This is a genomic window from Granulicatella sp. zg-84, assembly GCF_010892375.1.
Lineage (GTDB): Bacteria > Bacillota > Bacilli > Lactobacillales > Aerococcaceae > WM01.
Window position 1 is genome coordinate 35,713 of the sequence record NZ_WNJX01000005.1, and the last position, 18,240, is coordinate 53,952.

17 protein-coding genes are annotated in these 18,240 nt (G+C 34.1%); 16 read left to right on the plus strand and 1 reads right to left on the minus strand.

Going from position 1 to position 18,240, the window contains the following annotated elements:
- Nucleotides 1-124 precede the first annotated feature (124 nt).
- The 11 genes from GMA06_RS02080 to GMA06_RS02130 all read left to right on the plus strand — a co-directional run bounded on the left by GMA06_RS02080 (nucleotide 125) and on the right by GMA06_RS02130 (nucleotide 11,598).
- Nucleotides 125-1,495: a serine hydrolase gene (locus GMA06_RS02080; protein WP_205426156.1), complete on the plus strand. Its 1,371-nt coding sequence runs from the start codon at nucleotides 125-127 to the stop codon at nucleotides 1,493-1,495.
- A gap of 1 nt (nucleotide 1,496) precedes the next feature.
- On the plus strand, nucleotides 1,497-1,859 hold the full coding sequence (locus tag GMA06_RS02085) for a DUF2620 domain-containing protein (protein WP_163546029.1): 363 nt from the start codon (nucleotides 1,497-1,499) through the stop codon (nucleotides 1,857-1,859).
- 15 nt (nucleotides 1,860-1,874) lie between these two features.
- Nucleotides 1,875-3,191 carry a YhfT family protein gene (locus GMA06_RS02090; RefSeq protein ID WP_163561528.1) on the plus strand — a complete coding sequence of 439 codons (1,317 nt, stop codon included), beginning with the start codon at nucleotides 1,875-1,877 and terminating at the stop codon, nucleotides 3,189-3,191.
- Between the two features lie 12 nt (nucleotides 3,192-3,203).
- Entirely contained in the window at nucleotides 3,204-4,091 is an 888-nt protein-coding gene (locus GMA06_RS02095) for a phosphotriesterase-related protein (protein WP_163546031.1), read from the plus strand.
- Nucleotides 4,088-5,173, plus strand: coding sequence for an aminotransferase class V-fold PLP-dependent enzyme (locus GMA06_RS02100; RefSeq protein ID WP_205426158.1), 1,086 nt, complete (start codon nucleotides 4,088-4,090; stop codon nucleotides 5,171-5,173). Before GMA06_RS02095 ends, GMA06_RS02100 begins: the two co-directional genes overlap by 4 nt.
- Nucleotides 5,174-5,187: 14 nt before the next feature.
- Entirely contained in the window at nucleotides 5,188-6,111 is a 924-nt protein-coding gene (yhfZ, locus tag GMA06_RS02105; protein ID WP_163561529.1) for a GntR family transcriptional regulator YhfZ, read from the plus strand.
- Nucleotides 6,112-6,121: 10 nt separating this feature from the next.
- Nucleotides 6,122-6,469 (plus strand): PRD domain-containing protein, encoded by a 348-nt coding sequence (locus tag GMA06_RS02110; protein WP_163546033.1) that lies wholly within the window; start codon nucleotides 6,122-6,124, stop codon nucleotides 6,467-6,469.
- 1 nt (nucleotide 6,470) lies between these two features.
- Nucleotides 6,471-7,625, plus strand: coding sequence for an alanine racemase (locus GMA06_RS02115; protein WP_163561530.1), 1,155 nt, complete (start codon nucleotides 6,471-6,473; stop codon nucleotides 7,623-7,625).
- 5 nt (nucleotides 7,626-7,630) lie between these two features.
- Nucleotides 7,631-8,851 (plus strand): phosphopentomutase, encoded by a 1,221-nt coding sequence (locus tag GMA06_RS02120; protein WP_163561531.1) that lies wholly within the window; start codon nucleotides 7,631-7,633, stop codon nucleotides 8,849-8,851.
- Nucleotides 8,848-9,849, plus strand: a complete 1,002-nt coding sequence (locus GMA06_RS02125) for an amidase family protein (RefSeq protein ID WP_163561532.1) — start codon at nucleotides 8,848-8,850, stop codon at nucleotides 9,847-9,849. Before GMA06_RS02120 ends, GMA06_RS02125 begins: the two co-directional genes overlap by 4 nt.
- 147 nt (nucleotides 9,850-9,996) lie before the next feature.
- Entirely contained in the window at nucleotides 9,997-11,598 is a 1,602-nt protein-coding gene (locus GMA06_RS02130; RefSeq protein ID WP_163546037.1) for a CTP synthase, read from the plus strand.
- 485 nt (nucleotides 11,599-12,083) lie between these two features.
- On the opposite strand, the gene GMA06_RS02135 is transcribed toward GMA06_RS02130, so the two are convergent.
- Nucleotides 12,084-12,932, minus strand: coding sequence for an Rgg/GadR/MutR family transcriptional regulator (locus tag GMA06_RS02135; protein ID WP_163561533.1), 849 nt, complete (start codon nucleotides 12,930-12,932; stop codon nucleotides 12,084-12,086).
- 438 nt (nucleotides 12,933-13,370) lie between these two features.
- Between GMA06_RS02135 and trpX the strand changes: the two genes are divergently transcribed.
- The 5 genes from trpX (at nucleotide 13,371) to tsf (ending at nucleotide 18,196) form a co-directional block, all read left to right on the plus strand.
- Complete coding sequence (trpX, locus tag GMA06_RS02140) at nucleotides 13,371-14,375, plus strand: tryptophan ABC transporter substrate-binding protein (protein WP_240328823.1); 1,005 nt, start codon at nucleotides 13,371-13,373, stop codon at nucleotides 14,373-14,375.
- A gap of 10 nt (nucleotides 14,376-14,385) precedes the next feature.
- Complete coding sequence (locus tag GMA06_RS02145) at nucleotides 14,386-15,261, plus strand: ABC transporter permease (RefSeq protein WP_163561535.1); 876 nt, start codon at nucleotides 14,386-14,388, stop codon at nucleotides 15,259-15,261.
- Entirely contained in the window at nucleotides 15,262-16,014 is a 753-nt protein-coding gene (locus tag GMA06_RS02150) for an ATP-binding cassette domain-containing protein (RefSeq protein WP_163561536.1), read from the plus strand. It abuts the gene before it with no gap.
- A 423-nt stretch (nucleotides 16,015-16,437) separates the two neighbouring features.
- The gene (rpsB, locus tag GMA06_RS02155) at nucleotides 16,438-17,214 is read left to right on the plus strand and encodes a 30S ribosomal protein S2 (protein WP_163546041.1); all 777 of its coding nucleotides are present in this window, start codon (nucleotides 16,438-16,440) and stop codon (nucleotides 17,212-17,214) included.
- Between the two features lie 100 nt (nucleotides 17,215-17,314).
- Nucleotides 17,315-18,196 (plus strand): translation elongation factor Ts, encoded by an 882-nt coding sequence (gene tsf, locus GMA06_RS02160; RefSeq protein ID WP_163561537.1) that lies wholly within the window; start codon nucleotides 17,315-17,317, stop codon nucleotides 18,194-18,196.
- The last annotated feature ends 44 nt before the right edge of the window (nucleotides 18,197-18,240 follow it).

The following is an 18,240-nucleotide window of genomic DNA, read 5'->3' on the forward strand; positions in this document are numbered from 1 at the left end:
AAAATAAACGAAAGAGAGGCTCGTATTTGGAAAGGGTATAGAGAATATCAAATACCTATATCAATTAGCTGGTAACAATGGAACAAATCACAATGATTAGGACAATAATGAAAGGGAGATACTTATGAGAAAAACACTCACATTATTTTGTAGCGTTGCATTATTGAGTTTTGGATTGAGTGCTTGTACCCAAACACCAACAAAGGACACAATGACTAAGCCAGATACATCAACAACAGTTACAATGGCTAAACCAAATGAGAATTTAGCATTGGAAAAATCTATAGATGGAATTGCTTATACTTATGTTCGTAGTCAGTTAGCAAAAGATAATCCAAAAGCTGTTCCAGGTGCTCAAATTGCCATTATGAAGGACGGACAATTAGTGTTTAATAAATCCTACGGTGTGATACAAGCATTTGATTTTGCGAATAATCCACCTACTAAGGTAGAAAAGCCAATAGCTGTGACGAATGATACATTATTTGACTTAGCATCCGTGACAAAAATAAGTGCAACAACCCAAGCTATGATGCATCTTGTTTATGAAGGGAAAATAAAATTAGATGATAAAGTAGCGACTTATTTACCAGACTTTGCTAAAAACGGTAAAGAAAATGTGACAATAGGACAATTATTAAGTCATACATCTGGGCTACCACAATGGAAAGCCATTTATTTATATGCCAATACACGTGAAAAAGCGTTAGAATATATTGAAAATCAACCATTGATGTTTGAAACAGGCACATATAAATATAGTGACTTAGGTTTTATGACATTGGCATTTGTTATTGAAAAAATAACAAATCAACCTTTTGATACTTATGTTGAAAAAACAATTTATGAGCCACTTGGTTTAAAACATACAATGTTTAATCCGTTGTCAAAAAATATTGATAAAAATCAAATTGCTGTAACATCATACGGAAATCCTTATGAATTAAGAATGATAGATGAAGTGAACTATCCTAATTTTGGATATGATATGAGTGAAGATAAAGATGCATTTGATAAGTTTATGAATTGGCGTCAAGTGGAATTACAAGGTGAAGTAAATGACGGAAATGCTGGTATGGCAAATGAAGGAATCGCAGGACATGCAGGGCTATTTTCAACAGCTTCAGATTTAGCTAAATTATATCAAGTTTTATTAGATAAAGGAAAAAGTGGACAAACAGTTTTATATGATGAAACAGTGTTAAATGCCTTTTTAGAAGATGTTCATACAGAAAAAAGTGGTACAGTTCAAGCATATGGTTTTATCAAACATAATGCATGGTTAAAAGAATTATCTGATGACGCTTTAGGACATAATGGATTTACAGGTACATACGTGACAATTTCTCCAAAAGAAAATATTGTTATTATTTTATTGACAAATAAAATGAATAATGGACAAAAAGAAAACGGAGCCTATAATGTCATCAATGATTTTGCTGCATCTGTAAACTATACTGTAAAAAATATTTATCTAGAAAAAATGGAGAAATAAAATGAAAAAAATTGTTATTGGTGGGCAAATTGATAAAGAAGAAGTGAAGCAACTAGTTGAAGCGTATGGAGAAAATCGATACGATATTTCAATTAAAAATGATTTAGATGCTGCAATGGCAGTAAAAACAGGAGCAGCAGATTACTACATTGGAGCATGTAATACAGGTGGTGGCGGTGCCTTAGCAATGGCTTTAGCTTTATTAGGTAGACAAGAATGTGTCACTATCTCTATGCCCGGTCACGTTATGAGTGATGAAGAGATTATAGAAAATGTTAAAAGTGGTAAAAAAGCATTTGGCTTTACAGCACAACATAAAGAAATCGTTATTCCAATCATTATGAAAGCATTAAATGAACAATAATAAGGGAGAATAAATATGGAAACATCAAAAATTTTAGAATTAGTCGTAATTGCCTTATTAGGTGGATTATGTGCCATTTTATCAAATAAAGGTATTGCCGTTTTTAATGACGGATTAAGACCTATTTTACCAGAATTTTTAGAAGGTAAAATTGGGAAGAAAGAACTTGCGGCAACAAGTTTTGCATTAAGTTTTGGTTTAGTTATTGGATTTGGTATTCCAGTATCTATCGGGGCATCTATTATTTTAGTACATAGTATTTTATTGATGACAGACATTATCGGTTCATGGGCACCAGAAGGAAAACTTGGTTTAGCCTTATCTGGTGGTGTTGGAGCAATCTATGGTATTGGTCTTGTTTTAGGATTGCAAAAAGTCGTTGATTTATTCGCTATGTTACCTGTGAATTTCATGCCGTCATTATCAGTTGTTGGAGCACCAATTATTGTTGCATTCAGTATTTTCCCAGCGATTGCTATTGCAAGCCAACATGGTATGAAAAAAGGTGCAGTGGCATTAGGTGCAACATTATTAACACTTGTTTTTGTAAAACGTTTTGGAACAATCACATTAGACAATGGAACAGCTATTAAATTAAGTGCAGAAGGTATGTCATTATTAGTTGGTATGATTTTTATGATTATTTTTGCCATGATGGTAAAAAGCGATGGTACAGAATCAAACCAAGCATTAGTTAGTGTCTTTTTAGAACGTGTGAATCGCATTAAGAAAAATTGGTTATGGTTAGCATTAACAGGCGGATTAGTTGCTGCAGCAACAAGTTTATTGATTATTGCAGGAGATCCAATTTCATTAAACTTATTAAAAGATGCGAAATTTAATGAAGCAGCATTAGCAGCATTTGCGCGTGGTATTGGTTTTATTCCACTTGTTTTCTCAACAGCAATTGTGACAGGTGTGTACAGTCCAGCGGGAACAACATTTGCGTTTGTTGCAGGTATTGCTTTACATGGTAATCCAGCTGTTGCCTTTGTTTTAGGTGCTTTGTTAATGTTTGTTGAAGTTCAATTATTATCTTTAGTAGCAAAAGCATTAGATAAATTCCCAGGTATTCGTGACATGGGTGAACATATTCGTACAGCGATGAATAAAGTGTTAGAAATAGCTTTATTAGTCGGAGGTGCTATGGCGTGTGAACAAATTGCTCCTGGAATTGGTTATTTCTGGGTAATCGGGTTACTATTGTTAAACAGAAAAGCGAAAAAACCAGTTGTTGAATTGGCAGTAGGACCAATGGCAACGATTAGTTTAGGTATTATCGTAAATATTTTATATTTGATTGGTTTATTTATCCCAGTCGTTGCTAAGTAATGAGGTGTTTCTATGACTTGGATAGACGGCATTACGTATATGCACGAACATACAACCATTGACTTATCTCGTTTAAAAGGCATTGATGACACAAATTTAAACTGTTTTGATGAAACAGTTCAAGAGTTTAAGGGATTATACGAAAGAGGCGTTCGTAATATTGTCGATGTGACGAATTTAGATATGAAACGTAATCCTGTATATGTCCAAAAAGTTGCTGAATTAACACAAATAAATGTGATACAAGCAACAGGTTTTTACCAAGACAAATTTTTACCCGACTTTGTAACAGATGCAAGTGTGAAACAATTAGCTGATTTTATGATAAAAGAAATCACACAAGGCATTGCGGATACAACAATCAAAGCACAAATTATTGGTGAAATTGGTACGAGTAAAAATCTAATGACAGACAGAGAAAGAAAAGTGTTCGAAGCCTCTGTTATTGCACATAAAGAAACAGGAGTTCCTATTACTACACATACAACATTAGGGACATACGGACATGAACAAATTGCCTTTTTCAAAAAACAAAAAACAGATTTAGAAAAAATTGTTATTGGACATGTTGACTTAACAGGTAATGCGGAGTATGTTTTATATATGTTAGATCAAGGTGTTTACGTCGAGTTTGATACAGTTGGAAAAGAAAATTATCAACCTGATTTGACGAGAATAAACATGTTAAAAGAAATTGAAAAAAGAGGATATATAGATAAAGTATTCTTATCAATGGATATTACAAGAAAATCACATTTAACGTATCAAGGTGGCATGGGGTATGCGTATTTATTGGATACTTTTGTTCCAATGGCACTAGAAAATGGTGTGAGTGAAACATTTATTCGTAAAATGCTAGTGGATAATCCTAAAACCTTTATGAAAGGAAGTAAATCATGACATATCCTTTAACGAGTTTAACGCTTGAAGAAGCACAACAATTACAATTTAAATTGGTCGATGCGATTACCAAATATTTTTCTGGAACAGACATTTTAAGTTATGGTGATTTAGGTGTTGTGAAAGGATTGAATCAACCGAGTGTCACGAAAAAAGTGGAAACTGTATTAGCAGATTTTTTCAATGTTGAAGCTACTTTACTTGTACGAGGAGCAGGAACGAATGCTATTCGATTAGGATTACATGCTTTATTAAATAGTGGCCAAACGGTACTCGTGCATGATGCACCCATTTATCCAACAACAAAAGTGTCTATCGATATGCTAGGATTACAGACAATAAAAGCGGATTTTAATGACAAAAAAATTGTTCAAGAATGCTTGAAAAAACATCAGATTGATGCTGTTTTAATTCAAGTAACTCGTCAGAAGTTAAATGATTCATACGATTTAGAAACACTTATTACATGGATAAAAGAATTAGCACCAACAATAAACATCATTACAGATGATAATTATGCTGCTTTAAAAACAAAAGGTATTGGTGCAGAATTAGGAGCAACACTTTCTTGTTTTTCAACCTTTAAATTATTAGGACCTGAAGGCATTGGCTGCATTGCAGGAAAGCGTGAGTATATTGAAAAACTAAAAGCAGAAAATTATTCTGGTGGAGGGCAAGTACAAGGGTATGAATCGTTAGAAGTATTAAGAGGTATGGTGTATGCACCTGTTTCTTTGGCGATTTCTGCGAATGTGGGAACAGAGCTGTGTCGTCGATTAAATGAGGGTGAAGTAAAAGGTGTTAAAGGAGCTTATATTGCTAATGCACAATCAAGAGTTGTTATTGTGACATTGGAAGAACCGATTGCCAAAGACGTGATTGAAACAGCTTGTCAGTTAGGTGCTCTAGGACATCCGGTAGGAGCAGAATCAAAATATGAATTTTGTCCATTGATTTATCGTGTATCTAGCACATTTAGACAAGAAAATCCACAAGCTGAAAGTACAATGTTACGTATCAATCCAAATCGAGCGGGAGTAGATACAATTATTCGCATATTATCTCAAGCAATGAATCAATAAAAAGGTGGACCTGTATGGTAGAGTTATTTTTGAAGAAAAAAGGCGACGTTATTTATCGTTTGGCGTCAAACTTACTACAATTAAAAAAAGGAGATCGTTTACCTAGTGTATCTGAATATCAAGAATTATTCCAGGTATCAAGAGGGACTGTCCAAAATGCTATGGCGTATTTGAAAGAAGCAGGAGCATTTCAAAGTAAATCTAAAGGACATTTAGGTTCTTATATTGAAAGCGTTGATTATAGTATTTTACAAACTTTTGCTTTGTCGGATACGATTATGGGTACGATGACTCTACCATACTCTAAATTATATGAGGGGTTAGCAACGGGGATTTATGATGAATTTAGAGAAAATCGTGTGAAATTAAATTTAGCTTATATTCGAGGATCAAAAGAAAGATTAAAGGCTGTTGCTAGAGAAAATTATCATTTTGCTGTTTTATCAAAATTCGCAGCGTTAAAAGCTATAGAGGAAAATACACCTATTGACATTGTTGTTGATTTTGGTAAACATACGTATTTAAGTGAACATATCTTGATTTTTGCAGATAAAAAGGCATCTAAAATTATCAATGGTATGAAAGTGGCAATCGATTATAATTCAATTGACCAACAATTATTAACAGAAAAACTCATTTACGAAAAAAATGTTGAGTTGGTAGAAGTCCCGGGGCATCAAATAGTATCTGCTGTACGTCAAGGAATTGTTGATGTGGGTGTATGGAATTATGATGAAATTGTTGATAAAAACTACCAAGACATCCATTATATCAAACTTTCTAGCGATATATTAGATGAACAAATGAGTACATCGGTCATTGTGGTGCACACACAAAATAAATCCTTGCAAGCATTCTTTAAACAAAGTTTTCAAACAGAGAATGTCTTGACAATTCAACGTGCTGTTTATACAGGGACGATTATCCCTCAATATTAGGAGACAGATTATGATAATAGAAAAATTAAACATATTAGAACAAGGTACAATTATTGATAGTGAAACAAAAGAATGGGTAATCAGAATCCGTGAAGCATTAAAAATGTATGACGAGTGTTTGGGTGACACAGAAATGGAAGTATTTTTAATTCATTTAGCAATGGCAGATGCTCGTCGGAAACAAAATGATACATCTGTTCAAGCTATGGATGACGCATTTTTTAAAGAAGTTCAAGAACATGAAAAATATGCTCTAAGTCAACAAATTTATACAGAGTTATTATCAGACAAACATTTTTCTGAGCCAGAAATGACCTATATTTATTTGCATCTTGTCAATATGTTAGGAGGGAATTGATGTGTTTTTAGATATCACATTAACAAGAAATCCTAAACTACTCGAAGTTGCTAAAAACTTACACCAATCCGGTGATATTTTGCCAGACACGTATGTATTAGATTTGGATACAATTTTACAAAATGCAAAAGCAATGGCAGATGTGGCAAAACAGGAACAAGTGGAATTGTTTTATATGCCAAAACAATTTGGACGTAATCCACTTATTGCCAAAAAAATTAGTGAAACAGCTATTTCAAAAGCCGTTGTTGTCGATTATAAAGAAGCTTTGTTGTTGATGAAACATCAATTACCTTTAGGGAATGTAGGACATTTGGTTCAAATTCCTAATACTCTACTTGAGAAAATCATTGCTTATGGGACAGACTATATCACTGTTTTTTCAATGGAAAAATTACAACAAATTGTAGATGTGGCAAAACGTTTACAAAAAAAGCAGCGTGTATTATTAAAAATCATTGAGCCAACAGATACAATTTATGAAGGACAGTATGGTGGTTTTCATCTATCACAACTAGAAGAAGTCGTGACGTATTTAAGTCAACAGTCTTATGTAGAATTAGGAGGATTGACATCATTTCCTTGCTTTTTATTTAATCAAGTTGATGATATTGTACCAACTAAAAATATACAAACATTGCAAAAAGCTAAAGGGTTTTTAGAAGAAAAAGGTATCACAAATCTTGCAATCAATATGCCATCTGCTACATCGACATATACAATTCCTAAAATTAAAGCACTGAATGGGACACAAGGTGAACCAGGGCATGCCTTAACAGGAACAACACCATTACATCAAGTGACATCTTTGATTGAAAGACCGGCTATGGTCTATGTGAGTGAGATTTCACATTGTTTAGACAATCATGCCTATTTCTATGGTGGAGGGTACTATCGTCGAGGACATTTTGAACATGTTATTGTCTATGAACCTTTCAGAGTTGTAAGAGATACATTGATGCCATTTGATTGTGAAAGTATTGATTATTATTTAAAAACAGAAAAAGAACATGCAGTAGGCAGCACGGTTTTAGCGGCCTTTAGAACACAAATTTTTGTCACAAGAAGTGACGTTGCTGTTGTATCAGGAATACAAACAGATAATCCTAAACTAGAAGGGATATTTGATAGTTTGGGTAATCAAATAAGAAGGTGAAAAAAGTGGGACGATTTATTGTGATCGTACTGGATAGCTTTGGCGTTGGTGCCATGGACGATGTTTCTCAAGTCAGACCGATTGATGTCGGAAGTAATACAGCAAAACATATTATACAAGCATCTCCAACTATTCAGTTACCAACATTAGAAAAATTAGGATTGATGAACGCCATTGGTGAAGAACTACCATCTCATTCTTTTTCTAAAACAGCAAATTATGGGACGAGTGATTTAGCTCATTATGGAGCAGATTCATTTTTAGGGCATCAAGAGATTATGGGGACAACACCTAAAGTTCCTTTAATCGAGCCTTTTAATGAAAAAATAGATGATGTCGAATGTCATTTATTACAACACGGATATAATGTCAGACGTCTTGGAGAAAAAGGTGCACAAATTTTAATTGTCAATAATGTCGCAACTGTTGGCGATAATTTAGAAACAGACGCGGGTCAAGTCTATAATGTATCCGCTTGTTTAGATAGCATCTCTTTTGAGGACTTGAAACAATTAGGACAAAGAGTAAGAGAAGTGGTACACGTATCACGTGTGATTGCTTTTGGTGGTCAAAAAATAACGATTGATGATTTATTACATGCTTTTGAAGTAAGAGGCACACATATTGCAGGTGTAGATGCTCCAAAATCCCATGTTTATGAGTGTGGTTATCAAGTGGTGCATCTAGGATACGGCATTGATAAAAACACACAAATCGCAACAATTCTCGATAAAAAAAATATAACTGTTTCTTTTTTAGGAAAAGTAGCAGATATTGTTCAAACAGAAAGCACACGTTTATTTCCTGGAGTGGATTCAAATACATTATTTGATTCACTCATAAAAGAAGTAAAAGAAATCTCGCATGGTTTTATTGCCTTGAACATTCAAGAAACAGATTTAGCAGGGCATGCACAAGATGTACAACGCTATGCCGATCGACTTGAGTTAAGTGATAAACGTATCGAAGAATTGTTACCATTGCTTGTCAAAGGCGATGTACTTATTGTCATGGCAGACCATGGAAATGACCCAACGATTGGACATAGCAATCATACACGAGAAAAAGTGCCTTTGCTTGTATATTCACCAACTATTGAAGGGAAATATATTGGACATAGACAAACATTAGCTGACGTGGCAGCGACAGTGGCCGATTACTTTGATGTAAACATGCCACAACATGGACAATCTTTCTTAGCAAATATTTTTGAGGAAAAAGCATGAACAGAATAAAGCACTATGCTTTTAAAACATTTCTAGCTTTGTCTAATGTACATAAATCTGTTTGCCGTGTTTTTCCTAATGCTCTTATAAACATAACAGAGCATTCTGGATATTATATGGGTATCAAAAATGTTCCAGATATTAAAAATTCTTTTATTCAATCGTTAGAATCGTTAGGATACATTTTACATACTGTGGATAAAGCAAGTCTTGGTGGTAGGGGTATCGACATTGATTTGAAAAATCCATTAACAGGACAAGCAATGACCGGTTCATCAAGTGGAACGGCAATGAATGTTTTTCTTAATATCAATGATATAGGTATTGGAACAGACGGAGGAGGCTCCGTTTTAGCGCCAGCACTGGCTTTGAATGTATGTAGTTGTATACATGGATTATTGGGAAAAGATGATGTGAATGAGGGAACGGTCAAACGCTCAACAGACGGTATACCGTTCACCGCCTCTTTAGGCATTTTGTCCAAAGAGTTATCACATATTCAACGCATTATCTATCATCAAATTCCACTCACGGCTGAATCACATTCACACGTGAACATCGCAATAGATAGTGCTATAGATTTACCTTATCCCAAAATAGATATAGCTGACAAGTATACACTATCTCGCCAAGCGCTGATTGAACGCTTAGAATGTTTATTACAGTCATATGACATCATTATTTCTAAAGAAGGACCTGTTGATTATCACGGTTTTGGCGAAAGTATTTTTGGACATTTTGACCAAGGAACGCAAACGATTCAACAAAAAGCAAATAAAGGCTTTATACGTGTCGCCAATATGTGTCATGCTATGGCAGTAACTGTACCATCTACAGAATTATCGACAGGATATGTTTTGATATGTCGAACAACTAATAAAACAGTGGTTGATACATTATTTAAACTAGCCGACCAATTAAAAGCTTCTAAAGATACATTAGTCGAACAATATTTTGGACGTTTAGATCAATATTTTACTGGTGGAAAATCAGTTTAAGTATTTTTTACTTGACCTTTTTCTTCTATCAGCGTATTATTCTATTTGGGCTCCCTTTTTGTAGGGACAGTTGATTTCCCCCATTCCTTTTGGAGTGGGGGCTTTATTATGTTAACAACCCATAAAGAGATAAGGAGGAAGTCAAATATGACAAAATACATTTTTGTAACAGGTGGCGTAGTGTCATCTATTGGAAAGGGTATTGTTGCAGCATCATTAGGAAGATTATTAAAAAATAGAGGATTTAAAGTCACCATTCAAAAATTTGACCCATATATTAACGTTGACCCAGGTACGATGAGTCCGCTACAACACGGAGAAGTGTTTGTAACAGATGACGGTACAGAAACGGACTTAGACTTAGGTCACTATGAACGTTTTATTGATATTAACTTAAATCAATATTCAAATGTGACCACAGGTAAAGTTTACTCAGAAGTGTTACGTAAAGAACGCCGTGGTGACTATTTAGGAGCAACAGTTCAAGTCATTCCACATATTACAAATGAAATTAAAGAAAAAATCATGCGCGCCGGTGAAACAACAGATTCAGATATCGTCATTACAGAAGTTGGTGGAACAGTGGGGGATATCGAGTCTTTACCATTCTTAGAAGCACTACGACAAATGAAATCTGATGTTGGGTCACAAAATGTTGTTTACGTGCACACAACACTTATTCCATACTTAAAAGCTGCTGGCGAAATGAAAACAAAACCAACACAACACAGTGTTAAAGAATTACGCAGTTTAGGTATTCAACCAAATATTTTAGTTGTACGTACAGAAAAACCATTACCAAATGGTATTCGTGAAAAATTAGCATCATTTTGTGATGTTGACGAACGTGCCGTTATTGAATCTCGTGACGTGGATACATTGTATACTATCCCGTTATTACTACAAGAACAAGGCATGGATCAACTCGTATGCGACCTATTCGGTCTAAAAAGTGCTCCTAAAGCAGAAATGTCCGAATGGAAACAATTAGAACAAACAGTTCTAAACTTAAAAGAGAAAGTAAAAATCGCAATTGTTGGGAAATATGTATCTTTACCAGATGCCTATTTATCTGTTGCAGAAGCCTTAAAACATGCTGGCTATGCACACAATGCAGATGTAGAAATTGACTGGGTACCAGCAGAAGACATAACAGATGAAAATGTTTCCCAAAGATTAAAAGATGCCAAAGGTATTTTAGTACCAGGTGGTTTTGGAAAACGTGGTATCGAGGGTAAAATCGCCACTATTAAATATGCACGTGAAAATAATATCCCGTTCTTTGGTATTTGCTTAGGTATGCAATTAGCATGTATTGAGTTTGCTAGAAATGTCGTTGGTCTAGAGGGAGCTGATACAGCTGAAGAAAACCCAAATGTAACACATAATATTATTGACTTAATGTCTGATCAAGTAGACCAAGACACAATGGGAGGTACATTGCGCTTAGGTTTGTATCCGTGTGTATTACAAGAAGGTACATTAGCTCGCTCATTATACGGCGAAGAATTAGTACACGAACGTCATCGTCATCGTTATGAATTTAACAATGCGTATCGTGAACAATTAAGCGAAAAAGGATTGATATTCTCAGGTGTATCTCCAGACGGACGTTTAGTTGAAATTATCGAATTGGCAAATCACCCATTCTTTATCGCTGCACAATTCCACCCAGAATTTGTATCACGCCCAACAAGACCACAACGTATTTTTAACGGTTTTGTAAAAGCTGCTTTGGAACAAAAATAATATCGAGAAATCCGCCCAAAGAGCATCATGCTCTTTGGACGGATTATTGTTTATAAAATGCGGGAACAAAAAACGTATATTTGTTCATAGTATCTCTCCTTTTTAAATAAATATTGTGGATAATAATGTAATAAAAATGATTATAATATTCTTCATATCTTTTTGCTGAGCCAATCCAAATCCTAGAATTGCAAGACAACTATGCCGAATAGATAATTTCCCCGTTGCATAGGCAATCACTAAAATACAGACTAATAACAATAGTGGTATATTCTTTTTGAGTATATTTTTTATATTCTGTATGGTAATCATCTCCTTCTATATCTATATTGCATCAACACCATTCTTTTTATAATGTTCACCTAACCTTTCTGAATGAGAATAATTGTGTTTACACGATTATTGTAAATCATCAAAAGTATATTGTGTGAAAAAGTAGCAAATGTGACAGAAGTGTCGCACATTTGCTACTTTTATGGGTGTTTTTAAATTAAAAAAATACTTAATTCCGGATAGACTGTTTGTAATTGGTTTAAAATGGTGATATATCGTTTTTGATAGTAGGGTATATCTAAAAAATCACAAACAAAAAAAACGTGTTTCATCATCTCTTGTGCAGTAACATCTTTTTCTAAACATAGAAAAATACTTTTAAGGAATTTAAGATGTAGACGCTCAAAAATAAATGGTTCATGTAATCTTTGGGATAGCATCGACTGAAAAATATTTCTAGCATGTCGTATATCTTGATGATGTAAAAAGAAGATGACTAAATGAAATGCTGTTTGAATATATTCATGGCTATATTGGTCTAGATGTTCATAGCGTTTTAAACCATTGATACAATTTTTATAAACAATGTTAATAAATGGGGTATCTAAATAAGGAATAAGACAATCGAATAATAACATTTCATAAGTTGTCCATGTTTCGACTTTGACTAAATATTGTTTTAATTGATAGAGGGCAGATTCATATCGTGTTAAGATAACATCACATAATAATCCAAGATGGTGGTAGGTATCATTGTCATATGCAGAAAAATGATAGGCTTGTGAACGAATGTGTTGTATTTCTTCTTGATGATAAGAACCAAGGGAGTTTGTCAATATATTTTTTAAAGGAAAGTGTTGATAATCACGTTTTAAAAATAGAAATTCATCTAAATCAACGTGTAAATGTTCTAAAAGATACAAAACAGTATCAAAAGAAATCTCATGTTCTCCTTTGATAAAACGATGATATGACGATGATGATAGTTTGTCTTGACAAATATCTTTAATAGAAAAGTTTTTACTTTTTCGTAAATATTGTATAAGTTCCCCTGTTTGCATATTACCCCTCCTATATAACCTTTAAATATAACCTTTAAAATAATTTTAATGTGAAAAGTGTTTGATATTCTTATTATAATGAAGATGCATTTCGTTTATCAAGTATTTTTAAAAAAGTATTGCCATTTTCTTTTAATGATGATATAATTCAGAAAAACAAGAGAAAGGACGTTAAGAACATGACACAAACAAAACAATGTGTGTATTTATCTGTAAATAGTTGGCAAAGCCAATAGATACGGTTGTTTCTTAATGTACTTTTTGTGCATAGATACAACCTTTTCGTGTTGAAAATGTGTATCTATGTGGCAGACAAATTCTTAGAATGAACTATACCACGTGGATAAAAAATCGACGTGGTTTTTGTTTGTAAAAAGGCCACTTATTATAAGTGGTCTTTTTATATAGTTCATTCAATAAATGAAAAACGAGGTTATGATGATGAAAAAAACAGTATTAGCATTTGGATTATTCATTTTAGCAGTATTAGGTATTGGGTATGTGACTCAACAAAAACCAGCACAACAGCCAGTACAAGAAACGAAAAAGATTGTCAAAGTTGGTGTTTTACAATTATTAAGTCACCCAGCATTAGATGCTATTTATAAAGGTATTACAGATGAACTAGGTAATTTAGGTTATGTTGATGGGAAAACAATGCAAATTGATTTTCAAAATGCACAAGCAGATCAAAGTAATTTAGTGTCTATGAGTCAAAAATTAGTGTCAGAAAAACCGGATATTTTAATTGGTATTACAACTCCCGCTACTGCATCATTGGCTAACGCAACAAAAGAGATTCCAATTATTATGGGGGGGATTACATATCCTGTTCAAGCCGGTTTAATCGCAAGTGAAGAAAAACCAGGAAACAATATTACAGGTGTAAGTGATAGAACACCAATTAAACAACAATTAGAGTTGATGAAAAAAGTGGTGCCAAACTTGAAAAAAATCGGTATTTTATATACAGCAAGTGAAGATAACTCAACACGTCAAGTTGAAGAAGCAAAAGAATTGGCAAAAGCATTAGATTTAGAAGTAGTGGTTAAATCTATTTCAAATACAAATGACATTGAGCAAGTGACAGAAGGATTGGCAAGTGATGTACAAGCTATTTTTGTTCCGATTGATAACACAGTAGCCAGTGCAATGGCAACAGTCGTTAAAGTAACAGATAAATACAAAGTACCTGTCTTCCCGTCAGCTGATACAATGGTTAAAGATGGTGGTGTTTTAGGAATCGGTGTTGACCAATACAAAATCGGCGTTGAAACAGCTAAAGTTGTTGTTGCGGTGTTAAATGGTGTAGAGCCGAAAGAAAAAGCAATCGTATTGGCAAATGAAGGTGTTGTATACATCAATGAAACAAAAGCAAAAGCATTAGGTATTGATATTCCAGAAGAGATTAAAGCAAAAGCAATAATTGTAGATAAAGAATAAGGAGTTTTCTATGGATATTTTTATTTCAGCCATTTCCCAAGGGATTTTATGGGGACTACTGTCACTAGGCGTATTTATTAGTTTTAGAATTTTAAATATTGCCGATATGACTACAGAGGGAACCTTTCCTCTAGGAGCAGCGATTTGCATGACGGCTATTTCTCGAGGTGTTTCCCCTCTATTAGCGACAATATTGGCTGTTTGTGGTGGCGTTTTGGCAGGCCTTGTTACCGGATTTTTAATCACAACATGCCGTATTCCAAGTTTATTAGCAGGTATTTTAACAATGACAGGATTACTATCCATTAACTTACGTGTGATGGGACGCCCAAATTTAACTCTTTTAGACAAAGACACCATTTTTACACCTGCAACACAACTAACCTTGCCACATCATTACGACACAATTCTTGTCGGCGTATTTGGCGTATCATTATTGATATATCTGATGTTTGTATTTTTTAAAACAGAATTAGGACAAGGTTTAATTGCCACGGGAGATAATCCTAAAATGGCAACATCATTTGGTATTTCAACGAAAAAGATGACACTACTTGGTCTAATGCTATCCAACGGAATTGTGGCACTAGCAGGTGCAATTATTTCACAACACAACGGATACGCCGATGTGAACAGTGGACTAGGTGTTATTGTCATTGCTTTAGCAGCAATTATTATTGGAGAAGTTCTTTTTTCTAAAGTTTCCTTTTTAGAACGTTTAATTTGTACAGTTTATGGTTCTATTATTTATCGTGTCTTATTGGTTGGTGTTTTAAAATTACAAGTCATTGAAGCCAACGACTTTAAACTTGTTTCAGCGATACTCATTGCCTTATTTTTAACAATGCCACATTTACGAAAAAAAGGACAAAAAGGAGGAGTATAGATGTCATTTATTGAAATCAATCATATCGAAAAAACATTTTACTCTAATGCTGGCGATTATAAAGCGTTGCAAGACATTACATTGCATATAGAAGAGGGCGACTTTATCACCGTTGTTGGAGGAAATGGAGCAGGTAAATCAACTTTTTTAAACGCTCTTGCAGGTAGTTTTGACATTGACAAAGGTGACATAAAAATTAACGATACGTCCATTACAACCTTATCTGAATATGAACGTGCAAAATATATCAGTCGTGTATTTCAAAATGCGTTACACGGAACAGCACCACGTATGACGGTTTGCGAAAATATGGCATTGGCATATCGAAAAGATCAAAAAAGACGCTTGAAAAAAGGGATCACACCCGAAGAAAAATCTTTATTTATTGAACAATTAGCATCTTTAGAATTAGGGCTAGAAACACGCCTAAACACCGAAATGGGACTACTGTCGGGAGGACAACGCCAAGCCATAGCCTTACTCATGGCAACATTAAAAAAACCATCTTTATTATTACTAGATGAACATACATCTGCATTAGACCCAAAAATGCAACAAATGGTGATGAAACTCACACAACAAAAAATCAAAGAAAATCACATGACAGCTCTCATGATTACGCACAACATAAACGATGCCTTAACTTATGGAAATCGTTTAATTGTGCTAAAAAATGGGCAAATCATCAAAGACGTTAAACAAGAAGAAAAAAATAAACTCACTGTAACAGATATTTACGCGTTGTATGATTAGAATAAATAAAAAACCGAAGTAACTACACATGATGTTACTTCGGTTTTTATGTTGTTTGTTAAATTTATGTTTTTTAGTATTAAAAAATAGTTTCATTATATTTGAATGCTTGTTTATGAAAAGTGGATGATATACTACAAAGAAAAGAAACGGCATTATAATAGTTACAACGGTTGATAATTTGGAGAGAATACCTAAATGTAATTGTATAGATTGAATATTATAAACAGACTTTCTGCACCAAAAAGTATATAATTTACTGCATAAAATAAATTTAAAAAAAACCTTGAAAAGTCCATTCTTTTTGTATATAATAGTACGGTATTATATTACACTTTGTTCCGATATGCGATAGGGTGCTTGAAAAAGTTTATCGTATAGATGAGGGCGAAGGAAGAGAAACCAAAATGGAGGAATTTTAACATGGCAGTTATTGCAATGAAACAATTGCTAGAAGCAGGGGTACACTTCGGACACCAAACACGTCGTTGGAACCCAAAAATGAAACGTTATATTTTTACAGAAAGAAATGGTATTTATATCATTGACTTACAAAAAACTGTAAAATTAGTAGATGATGCATACGACTATATGCACCAAGTAGCACAAGACGGTGGCATTTGCTTATTCGTTGGAACTAAAAAACAAGCACAAGATGCTGTTAAAGATGAAGCATTACGCTCAGGTCAATACTACATTAACCATCGTTGGTTAGGTGGAACATTAACAAACTGGGATACAATCCAAAAACGTATTGCACGCTTAAAACGTATTAAAGCAATGGCAGAAGACGGAACTTTTGATGTATTACCTAAAAAAGAAGTTGCTGCATTATTAAAAGAACAAGAAAGATTAGAAAAATTCTTAGGTGGTATTGAAGATATGCCAAGAATTCCTGATGTATTGTTCATCGTAGACCCACGTAAAGAAAGAATTGCTGTTCAAGAGGCTAAAAAATTGAATATCCCAATCGTAGCGATGGTTGATACAAACTGTGATCCAGATGAAATTGATGTTGTTATCCCATCAAATGACGATGCAATTCGTGCGGTTAAATTGATTGTTGCTAAAATGGCTGATGCGTTCATCGAAGGCAACCAAGGTGAAGATCAAGTGACAGCTGAAGATTTTTCAAGTGATGAAGTAGAAGTAACTTCATTAGAAGAAATCGTTGAAGTTGTAGAAGGCGACAACGCTTAATTATAGAAAAACGAATGACTGTCTTAGAAGGAAAGAAAATAGCTTTTCGTCGTATTAAGACAGTCTTTTTTAAAGAAAAACATTATTGGAGGAACAGAAAGTGGCAGAAATTACAGCAAAATTAGTAAAAGAATTACGTGACATGACTGGCGTAGGTATGATGGATGCTAAAAAAGCATTAGTAGCAGTAGAAGGAGATATTGAAAAAGCGGTAGACTATTTACGTGAAAATGGTTTAGCAAAAGCTGCTAAAAAAGCAGACCGTATCGCTGCTGAAGGTAGCACAACAATTTTTGTTGATGGTAACACAGCTGCAATCGCAGAAATTAACGCAGAAACAGACTTTGTTGCGAAAAACGATAAATTCCAAGCATTAGTTGCTAAATTAGGTGAAGTATTAGCAAAAGAAAAACCAGCTAATGTAGAAGAAGCATTATTGATTAATGTTGATGGTGCAACTGTTGGTGAAATGATTGCGGAAGCAACAACAACAATCGGAGAAAAAATTGAATTACGTCGTTTTGAAATTGTTGAAAAAGGCGATAACGAAGCATTTGGTGCTTACTTACACATGGGTGGACGTATTGCTGCATTAACTGTTTTATCAGGAACAACTGACTCAGATGTAGCAAAAGACGTATCAATGCACGTTGCAGCAATTAACCCTAAATATGTATCTCGTGACCAAGTATCTGCTGAAGAAATTGAACATGAGAAAAAAGTATTAACAGAACAAGCATTAAACGAAGGCAAACCAGCTAATATCGTTGAAAAAATGATTCAAGGTCGTTTAAACAAATTCTTAGCTGAAATCAGCTTGAATGACCAACCATTCGTTAAAAATCCAGACGAAACAGTTTCTGCATACGTTGCAACAAAAGGCGCAACAGTAAAATCATTCGTACGTTTTGAAGTCGGCGAAGGTATTGAAAAACGTGTTGACAACTTTGTAGAAGAAGTTATGAGCCAAGTGAAAAAATAATCAATTTGACATCGAGAATAGCTCCCAACTTTGGGAGCTTTTTT